Raw genomic sequence first — 12943 nt, forward strand, 5'->3', positions numbered from 1 at the left:
TCGGCTGTTTGCCCTACCATTTTTTCCTTAAGTATAAGGGAGCTGTTAAAAGTCCGGTTGCTAGTCCAGCTAAATGACCGACAACGTTGATCTGTGGTTGAATGAATGTCATGATAATGGCAATGCCGGTCAGTGTATATACTGTATTTCTTTCGTTGTTCGTAAACTTGGTTTTATTGAACAGTACCAGATATAGATAGAATCCTAGTAAGCCAAAAATTGCGCCGCTGGCACCTACGTGGTTATATGTCAGTGGGTTAATTAGGAAGGTTGCGATATTGGCAAGAATTCCTGTCGATAAAAAGAAGATAGAAAACTTGACGGTTCCAAGTGATTTCTCCAGGAATGGACCAAATATGGCAAGTGAGAATCCATTAAACAGTAAATGTGTAAACGTGCTATGTAGAAAGATGGGGGTGATCAAACGCCACCATTGTCCATCAGCGATATATAAGTTCACACCTGTGCCATAATAAAAGAGTACATTACCGGGAAATATGGGGAAAAGGACGAGAACGAAAACAAGCATCATAATGAGTATGAGAGCAGTTACAGCTCGATATGAATTCGTGTATTCGCGGAAGCCTTCTGTTCTTGTAAACATAAATTCCTCCTTATTATCGTTTTAATTAGATACAATGATATCATTTTCAGGTAAAAGAGTCCTCCTCATAATATGCAACTTATTAAATTAATAGAAGAGGTGTCAGAGTGATTAAAGGTATAGGCGTGGACATTACTGAGTTGGATAGAATGGAAACATTGATTAATCGGCAACCCCGTTTAAAGGAGCGTATATTAACAGAAACTGAAATCTTGGTTTTCGAAAAGTTAAATGGAAGAAGGAAGGTCGAGTATTTTGCTGGGCGTTTTGCGGCAAAGGAGGCCTTTTCGAAGGCAAACGGTACAGGGATCGGTAAGTACTTATCCTTTTTGGATATTGAAATCATCTCGGATGATAATGGAAAGCCGGTGATTTCAAAGCCGTTTTCTGAAGGGGTCCATCTTTCGATTAGCCACAGCAGGGATTATGCAGTTGCTCAAGTCATAATTGAAGGGTGAATGGAGTTTTGTCCAATCGGGTCATAAACCTTTAGGTTGTCTCATATACATTTAGTGCTATAGGGAGACAAGGCCCGGTAAAAGGTACATGGCAGAGTAGGTGCTCTCGAAAAGTTTTTAGCCGGATCGAGAATTGATCCGTGTCTAAAATACTGAGGAATCTAAGACATCAGTCGAGCCAATGTCCGGATCCTGCCTTTTCCTCTCCCTTTTACGTTCAAATGACAAAAAGGGGTTGAAAAGATGAAGAAGATGTTAATGCTTTTTGCAGGGATCATGCTCTTGCTTGCTCTTTCTGCTTGCGGCCAAAAATCACAGAGTGATGTAGTGAGTGAATTGAATGAGAAGCTTGGCGAAATGAAAGGATATAAAGCTAACGCGAAGATGACATTAAAGATGGGGACGGAACCTCAAGTGTATAATGTGGAAATTTGGCATAAGGACCCTTCCTTTTACCGTGTGAATCTGAAAAATGAAGAGAAGGATCAAAGCCAGATGATATTGAAAAATGATGATGGTGTATACGTTTTGACGCCAGCTTTGAATAAAAGTTTTAAATTTCAAAGCGAGTGGCCCGAGAACAGCAGTCAGGCCTATTTGTTCGAGTCGTTGGTGAAAGATATTACGGAGGATAAAAGTGCGACATATAAAGAAACGGATAAACATTATGTCTTTGAAACGAAAACGCGTTACCAAAACAATAAAATGTTGCCATATCAAGAGATTACTATAAACAAAAAGGATCTATCTCCAGTCAGTGTAAAAGTCATGGACCCTGATAAGACCGCATTGGTTCTTGTTGAATTCTCAAAAGTTAAATTCGATACGACTTTTGATAAAGATTCATTTGATATGAAGAAAAACATGACAAGTGCACAACTTGAAGCGCCCGTTATGGCGGAAGTCCAAAATGAAGGGTTTGCGGTGAAATACCCTGAAAATATTGGGGATATGAATTTAACGGAAGAAAAAGAAATCACGACAGAAAAGGGAGAACGTGTCGTTTTGACCTATGAGGGTACAAAAAGTTTTACATTAGTTCAGGAAAAAGCTGAGGTAGTTCAAACATCCGTTTCGACGAATGTGAATGGGGAACCGGTTGATTTGGGTTATACTGTCGGAGCCATGACAGGTAATACGATTGCATGGACTTTTGAAGGTGTCGATTATATGCTTGCATCAAAGGATTTAACACAGGAGGAGATGATAGAAGTCGCACGTTCGGTTGGGGAAGATCCAGTCAAATAGGATTACATAACAAGCTGATGTTTCCCGTCTCCTTACGAAGGTTTCTTCTAGGTAGGATAGGCGGGAAAGCGGCTTGTTGACATTTTAAATCCTTCCATTTGGTTTAGGCTTGCAGCTGGGAAATTAGAATCAAGGTGAAAAAGCACTTTATCTTTCTAGCGCTTGGTTATAGAATGGTCCTATAATGAAACGAAAACTTCGCTACTGGGAAGAATCTTATTGTGAGTGTAGGAAAGAAGGAAATGGTCTTGGAAACGAAAATATTTCATCGAGATACGTGGGCAGAAGTAAATTTGGATAATATTTTTGAAAATATCTCTTCAATGAAAAAGAGACTGAGGGATGGTGTTAGTCTTTTCGCTGTCGTTAAAGCAAATGCTTATGGCCACGGGGACTATGAAGTGGCAAATACGGCGCTTGAAGCGGGGGCGGATTTTTTAAGTGTCGCTTTTTTGGATGAGGCTCTCGCCTTACGGAAAAAGGGAATAATGGCTCCGATTCTTGTACTTGGGGCATCGAGGCCAGAAAGTGCAGCACTTGCTGCCGAGTATGGGATTTCCGTGACGGTTTTCGATGTAACATGGTTGGAGAAGGCGAAGGATTTGGTGGAACCGGGACAAGTTTTGCAAATCCATGTAAAAGTGGATAGCGGCATGGGGAGAATCGGCATTCGTGATAAAGGCCAACTCTTGAAAATGGAAAGTTTGCTGGAGAGGGAAGCTTGTTTCAATTTCCAAGGGATATTCACTCATTTCGCGACGGCGGATGAACTGAAGACCGACTATTATGAAACGCAGCTTGCTTTCTTTAAAGAGATGCTTTCCGAATTGACTAGAAAGCCAGAATATATTCATGCAGCCAATAGTGCAGCTTCTTTAAGGTTCACCGATCCTGAATGGAATGCAATAAGATTGGGGATTTCCATGTATGGTTTGAGTCCTTCCGTGGAGATGAAGCAGGTATTGCCATATCCATTAAAACAGGCTATATCCTTAAGAACAAGGATGGTCGCGGTTAAACAGCTTGCTAAGGATGAAAGCGTTAGTTATGGAGCGACTTATACGGCTGAAGGTAATGAGTGGATTGGGACTTTGCCAATCGGTTATGCTGACGGCTGGATTCGTAAGCTGCAAGGTCAGGAAGTTCTTGTGGATGGAAAAAGAGTACCCATAGTCGGAAGGATTTGCATGGATCAATGCATGATCAAGCTTCCTGGACCATACCCTGTAGGAACAGAGGTCACACTCATGGGGAATGATGGGGATGAATCGATTACTGTCGATGAGATAGCGGCAAAACTGGAAACGATCAACTATGAGGTAACATGTATGTTAGGAGCAAGAGTGCCCCGCATATATATAAAGGACAATCAGTTGAATCATGTACGCAACTTCATTTTGGAATGACCGGATTGTAAAAAAATCCTAAGATTGTGAATAAGATTTCCTTTATTATGCTGATAATAGGACTGAGAATAGAATATACTCTTTGCAGATAGGCATTTTAATGGTAATATTGAAAAGGATATATAATAAAGGTGTGTAGTGATGGTGGAGGTGTATGTTTGTGTCTGAATCCAGCGCAACAAGAGAGATATTAATTCGATTACCTCAAAATTTTTTAACAGAGTTAGATGGGTATGCGAGTGAAGAAAATGTAAATCGCAGTGAATTTATTTATCGTGCCACAAAAATGTATCTTCGCGAACGTAAAAAGAAAGAGTTTCGTGAATCGATGAAACGCGGTTATATTGAAATGGCGGCCATTAATTTAACGATTGCTTCTGAAGCCTTTCAGGCTGAATTCGAGGCTGGTCATTGCGTTGAACGATTAGTTAGCGGAGGCTGAGCCATTGATTGTTGTTAAGCGTGGTGACGTATACTTCGCAGACCTTTCCCCGGTAGTTGGTTCAGAGCAGGGTGGGACCCGTCCGGTACTAATTTTACAAAACGATATTGGTAATCGCTTTAGTCCGACTGTGATCGTGGCAGCCATTACAGCTCAAATTCAAAAAGCGAAATTGCCTACACATGTTGAGATTAATGCGAAAAAGTATGGATTCGAGCGGGATTCCGTCATTTTATTAGAACAGATCCGGACGATTGATAAGCAGCGTTTAACTGATAAAATTACGCATCTTGACGAACCGATGATGCAAAAAGTCAATGAAGCTTTGCAAATTAGTTTAGGCCTCATTGAGTTTTAAAGAAAATCTTTCCCGTTAAACCGGGCGTTATTATAATACAAATCATTCTTGATATTATTTAGATGGCACGATTCCTGCGACTGTGGGAATCGTGTTTTTTTGTGAAACAACATAAGCGTTTGTCCGAAAAGTATACAGCAGGAAATATGAAAAATTTGACGAATAAAAATACTATACAGTTAGAAATTGGATAAAACATTCCGTGTTTTTAATAGTAACTCCATAACTTTTCTTTAATTGATGTTTTTCCTTTCTTAATTTCGGGTATGTAGTTATGTTGTAAATACTTAAAAAGCCAAAAATTTTTTTGGGCTACTTAAAGAAATTGCAAGTGGAAATAACATCATTACAGTTAGGTAACATCCTTGTGACGAAGACAGGGAAACATAGCAATTGTGTTAGAATGGGAGGATATTATGAATCAATTGGTTTACGATTTTATTAAGCAAAATCAGGATTACATCCTTACTGAGTGGATGGGCATCATGAAGGAAAGTACGGACGAAAGATTAATTAAAGTCGTCTCGGATCGAATGTTCACGCAAACGAGCAGTGAATTTATAGATATGATCATCTCGAATGTTGATAGTAAAAACAAGGAATTCACATTGAAGCTTTCAGATTTTGCCGAGAAAGTCGTCCAATTGGGGTGGCCTCTTACTTTCGTCAATGAAGGGCTTCATAAATTCACGTTAATTGTCATTAATGGAATGGTAGAAAAGGGTCTGGTGACTCCTGATAATCAAGTCAATCTTGTTAACCATCTGGATAAATGGGCCACACCGATAAATAATGAAATAGTCAATATATATACCCAAACTTGGGAAAGAACTGTTTCCATGCAAAAAATAGCGTTGCAAGAGCTTTCGGCACCGCTCATTCCTGTATTGGAAGGCATTACGGTTATGCCCCTGATTGGTACAATTGATACAGAGCGTGCCAAACAGATCATGGAAAACCTGCTGACTGGCGTGGTTAAGCATAGATCTGAAGTTGTTCTTATTGATATAACGGGTGTGCCGGTCGTGGATACCATGGTTGCCCATCATATCATTCAGGCGGCGGAAGCAGTACGATTGGTGGGCGCCAAATGTATACTTTGCGGTATTCGCCCTGAAATAGCCCAAACCATCGTTAATCTTGGAATTAATTTAAATGAAGTGATTACAAAAAATACATTGAAAAAAGGGATAGAAGTTGCGTTGGAATTAACGAGCCGTAAGATCGTAAAGGTGGAGGGATAAGATATGAGGATTCCGATATTAAAGCTTTATGACTGCTTGTTAGTCTCTATACAGTGGGAATTGGATGATGTGACAGCCCTTCAATTTCAAGAGGATTTACTGCATAAGATTCATGAAACAAGCGCGAATGGCGTGGTTATAGATATTACTTCAATAGATTTTATTGATTCTTTTATCGCAAAGGTACTAGGCGATGTCTTTAGCATGTCTAAGCTTATGGGGGCCAAGGTTGTAATTACGGGAATCCAGCCTGCTGTTGCAATAACATTAATTGAACTGGGAATTAGTCTCGATGATGTTCTGACAGCGTTAGATTTAGAGAAAGGCCTGGAGAAATTACAACAGGAATTGGGGGATTAAAGAATGGAGTTCCAATCCTGCGTAAAAATCATAAATGAATGGGACATCGTAGCTGCAAGGCAGCTCGGAAGAAATGTCGCTAAAGAGTTGGGATTCGGTACTGTAGACCAGGCCAGGATTACAACGGCTATTAGCGAATTGGCTCGAAACATATACCTATATGCTGGACAAGGCAGTGTTAGCATAGAAAAGCTAAATATAAATGGGAAGTCAGGATTGAAAATCATTGCAGAGGACCAAGGGCCGGGAATTGAGGATATCCGCAGAGTCATGGAAGATGGGTATACCACCTCAGGGGGATTGGGCGCAGGCCTTCCTGGAGCCAAGCGTTTAATGGATGACTTTGATATGGAATCGATACCAGGTGAAGGGACTAAGATTATCGCTACGAAATGGCTCCGTTAGGGGGGGACTATGGATATTAGGGAGAACATGGAGAAAAAGTATCATGAGGCGCTTTCTACTTATCTTAAAGACCAAAATGAGCAGGCACTCTACCAAGGGCAAAAGATTAGCCGCCTACATATCAAATACAATATATCTCCAGAAGAAATTATCAGTATGCATAAAAATAACTTAATGGATCTTTACCCGGAATTACCGGGTAAAGTATTGGACTCATTCGATTTTCTGCTAGAAGTCATGATGGGCTACGGCATTGCATACCGTGAACACCAAAGCCTAAGACATCAGCAACAGGAACTGAAAACGGAAATCGAGATAGCGGCAAACGTTCAACATACACTTTTGGAAACGAAGATTCCCGATATCAAAGCTCTTGAAATTGGGGCAATCAGTGTTCCTGCGAGACAGATGAATGGGGATTACTATCACTTTGTCCAAGACGAAAATGAGCGTATTGGGGTAGGGATAGCCGATGTCATAGGGAAAGGGATTCCTGCTGCATTGTGCATGTCGATGATAAAATATGCGATGGACAGTCTTCCGGAGCATCGTCATGAACCGAATAGTGTACTTGAGAGTTTGAACCGCGTTGTGGAACATAATGTGGATCCAAGCATGTTCATAACCATGTTCTATGGTTTATATGATCCGCATGACAGACAATTTTCCTATGCCTCAGCCGGACATGAACCTGGTTTTTACTATGACGCCGCAACAGGTACTTTTAGCGATTTGGTTGCAAAGGGCCTGTTGCTTGGAGTTGATAAAAAAACAAGGTATCGCCAATATGAAAAAACGGTGAATCGCGGGGACATGATCATTTTGTTGTCTGATGGAGTAACGGAGTGCCGGACGAATGATGGGTTCATAGAAAGGGAAACGCTTATTGGTTTCATTAAAAAGAATATGCATTTGCAAGCCCAGGAAATGGTGAATAATATCTATAAACAATTGGAGAGAATGCAGAACTTTCAACTGAGGGATGATTTTACATTAATAATTTTAAAATCAAAGGTTTAGTATTTTTCCTGCTGGGTATAGATATAGGAATGAAGAGGATTTGAAGAGGTGGGTCAAGGATGAATATAACAGTGGACGTTAATGAATTAAATACTGAATTTATTGTAAAACTAAAAGGTGAAATCGATGCCTATACTGCACCGAAATTAAGAGAATCACTATTTCCGATTTCAGAGCAGGACAATGTTTCGATTACTATTGATTTAACTGAAGTTTCTTATATGGATAGTACGGGACTTGGGGTATTTGTCGGTGCTTTTAAAAGCGTAAGGGCACATAATGGAGAATTCACTTTAGTTGGCTTATCAGAAAGGTTACGGCGTTTATTTGATATTACAGGTCTTGCAGATATTATTGATATAAAAAGTGGTACAGAGGGTGGGTTAGAATGAGTCAAGTATATGATTACATCGAAATGAAAATACCTGCAAAACCAGAATTCATCGGTGTCATTCGTTTAACGCTTTCTGGGATAGGAAGCCGGATGGGCTTTGCATATGATGAAATTGAGGATTTGAAAATCGCTACCAGTGAGGCTTGTACAAATGCGGTACAGCATGCATATAAGGATTCTGAAAAAGGTGAAGTGAAAGTAAGTTTCGGCCTTTATCCTGACCGTTTGGAGGTCATGGTTTCTGATAGTGGTAAAAGCTGTAATTTCGAAGAGGTTCGTCAAGGACTCGGTCCATACGAAAATGGACAAAAAGTCGAACTTTTGAGAGAAGGAGGCTTGGGTCTTTACCTCATTGAAACTCTGATGGATGATGTGAAAATTCACCAGCATGACGGGGTTACAGTATTTATGACTAAGTTTTTAGAAGGAGAGCAGGTGGAGATGGATGCAAAAACAGTCTCAACCTAATCAGGCACAAAGAGAACAGGTAAATGAATGGATTAGAGCTTACCAGCAGAATCAAGATGATGAAGCACAGAGTAATCTAGTCATCCATTATAAAAGTTTGGTTGAAACAATCTCCCGTAAGTATGCAAAAGGAAAATCATTTCAGGAGGATATCTCCCAAGTCGGCATGATTGGTTTGTTAGGTGCCATTCGACGATATGATGAATCTTTCGGTAAAAGCTTTGAGGCATTTGCCGTTCCTACTATTATCGGGGAAATCAAAAGGTTCCTGCGTGACAAAACATGGAGTGTCCATGTGCCAAGAAGAATTAAGGAACTTGGTCCGAAAATCAGGGTGACTGTCGAGGAATTAACTACGAATCTGCATCGTTCGCCAAGAATAGATGAAATAGCCGATAGTATAGGTGTGACTGAGGAAGAAGTTTTAGAAGCGATGGAAATGGGGAAAAGCTATCAAGCTTTATCAGTGGATCATTCTATTGAGGCGGATTCTGATGGCGGGACTGTCACATTGCTTGATATATTCGGGAATGTTGATGAAGGTTTTGAAAAGGTCAATCAGCGTCTAGTGCTTGAAAAGGTGCTGCATGTGTTGAGTGAGCGTGAAAAGATGATCATTCAACATACTTATTTAGAGAATTTAAGTCAGAAAGAAGCGGGCGATAAACTTGGGATTTCCCAAATGCATGTGTCTAGGCTCCAACGCCGTGCCATCAAGAAGCTTCAAGAAGCCATTAATGCTGAAAACTCGGAGTTAATTCAGTGATCAAAGATATTCTGAAGGAAGAAAAAATAGAAGTCCTTGTCTCTCAATCATCTAAAAACGGGATGGTTTATTGTGGCGATGATTACTTTTTTCTTCATACGAAAGAATACTTTGTGTGTGTGCTGGCAGATGGTCTAGGCAGCGGGAAAAATGCCTACGATTCCTCCCATGCCGTCATTGAGGAAGTTAAACGTAATCATGGGTTGGATGTAGAATCACTAATGGGAGTGTGTAATCAAGTTTTAATCGATAAGCGGGGGGCAGCCGTCTCCATTTTGAAGATATTTTATGACAAGAATGAATTTGTTTACAGTTCAGTGGGTAACATCCGCTTTTTTCTGTATAATCCAAGCGACGATAAACTAGTTTACCCTTTACCTGTTACGGGGTATTTATCCGGCAGGAAACAAAAATACAGGACACAGAGATACAAATATGAACCAAATGCAAAATTCATTCTTCATTCCGATGGTTTAGAACTTAAGGGAGCTAAATCTTTTTTGAAAAGGCTGGTACCTATCGATAAGAACGCCCAATGCATATTAAAAAGCAGTCCATTAACTGCAGATGATACAACTTTCATTTTAGGAAGCTTACTTTCGCCATAATTCGGAAGTGAGCTTTTTTGTATTGAATTCGCAACTTCATCACTCATTTGCTAGACTATACATATTAGATAAAAGGTTGGAGGTAAACATAATGATGGCCGTAGAAGATACATTAAGAGAATTGATTAAACAAATAACCAATGAGCTAACCTTGAAAAATCATCAAGTTCAAAACGTCATACAGATGCTGCAAGAGGGTAATACTGTCCCTTTTATTGCGCGGTATAGAAAAGAAATGACGGGTTCACTTGATGAAGTGCAGATTCGTTCCATTATGGAAAGATGGAGCTATCTGGAAAACCTTAACCAAAGGAAAGCAGAAGTTTCACGTTCGATTGGGGAACAGGGGAAATTGACGGAAGAATTAAAGAGACAAATCGAGAAAGCAACAAAGCTGCAGGAAGTCGAGGATTTATACAGGCCATTCAAACAAAAAAGGAGAACGAAAGCGACCGTTGCTAAAGAAAAGGGGCTTGAACCACTGGCTAAGTGGCTTCTGGAATGTCAAATGCATCCTCGAGTTAGCGAAAAAGCCGCAGAATTCTTATCGGCAGAAAAAGAAGTTTCTTCTATTGAAGAGGCCATTACGGGAGCGCAGGATATTGTAGCTGAACATATTTCCGATGATGCAGAATTAAGGAAGTGGATAAGGGCTGAATTTTTCAAAGCTGGAAAAGTGGTTTCAACGGTGAAAAATGACGAGAAGGACGAGAAAAAAATCTTCGAGATGTACTATGAATATGAGGAGCCCGTTCAAAGGATCGTACCGCATAGGGTGTTGGCGCTAAATAGAGGTGAAAAGGAGGAGGTCTTACGAATCTCCATTCAGCCTCGGACTGAAATCATAATTGGTCATCTGGAGCGGAAAATCATTAAAAATAACAAATCTGATGCCCAGGTTGTTCTTAAATCAGCGATTGAGGACGGACTCAAGCGATTGATCATGCCTTCTGTAGAACGGGAAATCAGAAAAGAGCTGACGGAAAAAGCTGAGGATCAAGCTATCCATATCTTCTCTGAAAACCTCAGGAACCTGCTCTTGCAGCCTCCGCTTAAAGGGAAAGTGGTCCTAGCCTTAGATCCGGCATACCGGACTGGCTGTAAGTTGGCTGTCATTGATGAAACCGGAAAGGTACTTGATATCAGTGTAATCTATCCGCATCCTCCTGTTGCGAAACTTCATGCTGCCCGTGAAAAAACGATCGAAATACTTCAGCGGTTCTCGGTTGAGATCGTGGCAATCGGCAATGGTACGGCATCACGTGAATCAGAGCAATTCGTCGCTGATATTTTAAAAGAAGTGAAAGGGAATATTTCATATATTATTGTTAATGAAGCGGGCGCCAGTGTTTATTCAGCCTCCGATATTGCCCGTGAAGAGTTTCCTGATCTTCAAGTAGAACAGAGAAGCGCCGTTTCGATAGGCAGAAGGCTTCAAGATCCCCTTGCTGAACTTGTTAAGATTGATCCCCAGTCCGTTGGGGTAGGTCAGTATCAACATGATGTATCCCAGAAAAAGTTAACGGAATCCCTTACCTTTGTAGTAGAGACAGCTGTTAACCAGGTGGGAGTGAATGTCAATACAGCTTCATCGTCACTATTACAATATGTAGCTGGTTTATCAAAATCTGTTGCTCAAAATATTGTAAAGAAAAGGGAAGTGAATGGGAAGTTTTCAAGTAGGAAGGAATTAAAGAAGATTCCCCGGCTTGGTGCCAAAACATATGAACAATGTATAGGGTTCTTACGCATCATTAATGGAGATGAACCTTTAGATCAAACCGCGATACATCCTGAGAACTACAGTGCCGTGAATAAATTGTTGAAAAAAATGGGATTCACATCTGATGATTTGGGCAGTGATGCACTGAATGAAGAGTTGGGTAAACTAAATCCGGCTGATTTGGTCAATGAATTGGAAATTGGGGAAATTACGATTAAAGATATCATAGATGATTTGATGAAACCGGGAAGAGATCCTCGGGATGAATTATCAAAACCGCTGCTTAAGCAGGATATACTAAAAATGGAGGATCTGCAAACTGGGATGGAATTACAAGGTACAGTGAGGAATGTTGTGGATTTCGGTGCATTTGTCGACATCGGTGTTAAACAGGATGGACTGGTGCATATTTCTAAACTGAGCAATCGGTTTGTAAAGCACCCATTGGATGTAGTTGCCGTTGGGGATGTTGTGACGGTTTGGGTCGAACTGGTTGACTCGCAAAAGCAAAGGGTATCTTTAACGATGCTTGAGCCAAAGGATCAAAACTAGCCTAATGTTAACTCCTTCTATATTAGAAGGGGTTTTTTTGAAGTGATGTATTTATATTTGGGACAAATTTGAATCTACAACCTGAGACTTTCTTTTTTTTGATAAAAAAACCAACATTGATTCAACAGCTTAACTTGATAATAATCCTTTTCATAAAAGGCTTTGCGGATTTGATTCTGGAACCAATTAGGCATAGCTTTTCCTCCCTTAGTTTCCTATTGTATTATTAGTCTATGTTATAATGGGTTGTCATGTTACCAAGGAAAGGGAGGGGGAAATGGATAATCGGCAATTGCAAAAACTAGTAGAAGAAATTTCTTTGAAAGACTTTAAAAGGGCCTTTAGACACCAAGCCATTTTTAATCCGCGTCTCCAAACAACAGGAGGACGATACTTGCTCCGTTCACACAATATAGAAATCAATAAGAAGTATCTTGATGAGCGAGGTGTGGATGAAATCATAGGAATCATTAAGCATGAATTGTGCCATTATCATCTGCACATCGAGAAGAAAGGGTATAAGCATCGTGATGCGGACTTTAAGCATTTACTCAAAAAAGTGGGGGCACCTAGATTTTGTGTGGCGCTGCCATCTAACCAATTAAAGAAAAAGATGAATACTATTCAATATAGATGTGAAAACTGTCAGCAGGTGTATATGAGAAAAAAACGAATCGACACTGCTCGTTTCGTTTGTGGTAAATGCCGTGGAACATTGATTTACCAAGGGTTTAAGGAGTGAAAAACAAAAATATAAAAAAATATAAAAGAACCCTTGACTTTAAGTTGTAACCTCTTTATAATCATAAGAGTCGACAAGATAACAACTTGTACTTAACGACAAACACTAAGGTCCTTGAGCGTGAAAAGGAACCCAATTTTTATTA

The 12943-nt window shown here is 40.1% G+C and carries 17 protein-coding genes; 15 read left to right on the plus strand and 2 right to left on the minus strand.

The window, feature by feature from the left end; all coding sequences use genetic code 11:
* Nucleotides 1–13 precede the first annotated feature (13 nt).
* Entirely contained in the window at nt 14–604 is a 591-nt protein-coding gene (locus IOC57_RS22550; protein WP_207440800.1) for a rhomboid family intramembrane serine protease, read from the minus strand.
* 107 nt (nt 605–711) lie between these two features.
* Here IOC57_RS22550 and acpS point away from each other — a divergent pair, with 107 nt between their 5' ends.
* From acpS to IOC57_RS22620, 14 genes are all read left to right on the plus strand, one after another.
* Complete coding sequence (gene acpS / locus IOC57_RS22555; protein ID WP_207440801.1) at nt 712–1062, plus strand: holo-ACP synthase; 351 nt, start codon at nt 712–714, stop codon at nt 1060–1062.
* 243 nt (nt 1063–1305) lie between these two features.
* A complete protein-coding gene (locus tag IOC57_RS22560) occupies nt 1306–2310 on the plus strand; it encodes a LolA family protein (protein ID WP_207440802.1) in 1005 nt (334 codons plus the stop codon).
* A gap of 242 nt (nt 2311–2552) precedes the next feature.
* Nucleotides 2553–3716: an alanine racemase gene (alr, locus tag IOC57_RS22565; RefSeq protein WP_207440811.1), complete on the plus strand. Its 1164-nt coding sequence runs from the start codon at nt 2553–2555 to the stop codon at nt 3714–3716.
* A gap of 160 nt (nt 3717–3876) precedes the next feature.
* Nucleotides 3877–4158, plus strand: a complete 282-nt coding sequence (locus IOC57_RS22570) for a CopG family ribbon-helix-helix protein (protein WP_034306380.1) — start codon at nt 3877–3879, stop codon at nt 4156–4158.
* A 7-nt stretch (nt 4159–4165) separates the two neighbouring features.
* Entirely contained in the window at nt 4166–4516 is a 351-nt protein-coding gene (locus tag IOC57_RS22575) for a type II toxin-antitoxin system PemK/MazF family toxin (RefSeq protein WP_034306610.1), read from the plus strand.
* 416 nt (nt 4517–4932) lie between these two features.
* Nucleotides 4933–5760, plus strand: coding sequence for an RsbT co-antagonist protein RsbRA (locus IOC57_RS22580; RefSeq protein ID WP_207440803.1), 828 nt, complete (start codon nt 4933–4935; stop codon nt 5758–5760).
* Nucleotides 5761–5763: 3 nt separating this feature from the next.
* Nucleotides 5764–6120, plus strand: coding sequence for an STAS domain-containing protein (locus IOC57_RS22585; protein WP_048682053.1), 357 nt, complete (start codon nt 5764–5766; stop codon nt 6118–6120).
* 3 nt (nt 6121–6123) lie between these two features.
* On the plus strand, nt 6124–6525 hold the full coding sequence (locus IOC57_RS22590) for an anti-sigma regulatory factor (RefSeq protein WP_207440804.1): 402 nt from the start codon (nt 6124–6126) through the stop codon (nt 6523–6525).
* Between the two features lie 9 nt (nt 6526–6534).
* A complete protein-coding gene (locus IOC57_RS22595; RefSeq protein ID WP_207440805.1) occupies nt 6535–7545 on the plus strand; it encodes a PP2C family protein-serine/threonine phosphatase in 1011 nt (336 codons plus the stop codon).
* 59 nt (nt 7546–7604) lie between these two features.
* Complete coding sequence (locus IOC57_RS22600) at nt 7605–7937, plus strand: anti-sigma factor antagonist (RefSeq protein WP_063236355.1); 333 nt, start codon at nt 7605–7607, stop codon at nt 7935–7937.
* Nucleotides 7934–8407 (plus strand): anti-sigma B factor RsbW, encoded by a 474-nt coding sequence (rsbW, locus tag IOC57_RS22605; RefSeq protein ID WP_034306366.1) that lies wholly within the window; start codon nt 7934–7936, stop codon nt 8405–8407. Before IOC57_RS22600 ends, rsbW begins: the two co-directional genes overlap by 4 nt.
* Complete coding sequence (gene sigB, locus IOC57_RS22610; RefSeq protein ID WP_207440806.1) at nt 8385–9173, plus strand: RNA polymerase sigma factor SigB; 789 nt, start codon at nt 8385–8387, stop codon at nt 9171–9173. The genes rsbW and sigB overlap by 23 nt, the downstream gene beginning before the upstream one ends.
* Nucleotides 9170–9781: a PP2C family serine/threonine-protein phosphatase gene (locus tag IOC57_RS22615; RefSeq protein WP_309487751.1), complete on the plus strand. Its 612-nt coding sequence runs from the start codon at nt 9170–9172 to the stop codon at nt 9779–9781. Before sigB ends, IOC57_RS22615 begins: the two co-directional genes overlap by 4 nt.
* Nucleotides 9782–9872: 91 nt before the next feature.
* Nucleotides 9873–12056, plus strand: coding sequence for a Tex family protein (locus IOC57_RS22620; RefSeq protein ID WP_207440807.1), 2184 nt, complete (start codon nt 9873–9875; stop codon nt 12054–12056).
* Between the two features lie 74 nt (nt 12057–12130).
* Here IOC57_RS22620 and cmpA read toward each other — a convergent pair whose 3' ends face one another.
* Nucleotides 12131–12250 carry a cortex morphogenetic protein CmpA gene (gene cmpA / locus IOC57_RS22625; RefSeq protein WP_207440808.1) on the minus strand — a complete coding sequence of 40 codons (120 nt, stop codon included), beginning with the start codon at nt 12248–12250 and terminating at the stop codon, nt 12131–12133.
* Between the two features lie 83 nt (nt 12251–12333).
* Between cmpA and IOC57_RS22630 the strand changes: the two genes are divergently transcribed.
* Complete coding sequence (locus IOC57_RS22630; RefSeq protein WP_207440809.1) at nt 12334–12798, plus strand: SprT family protein; 465 nt, start codon at nt 12334–12336, stop codon at nt 12796–12798.
* Nucleotides 12799–12943 lie beyond the last annotated feature (145 nt).

It is taken from the genome of Bacillus sp. SD075 (assembly GCF_017355165.1).
Taxonomy (GTDB): Bacteria; Bacillota; Bacilli; order Bacillales; family DSM-1321; genus Peribacillus.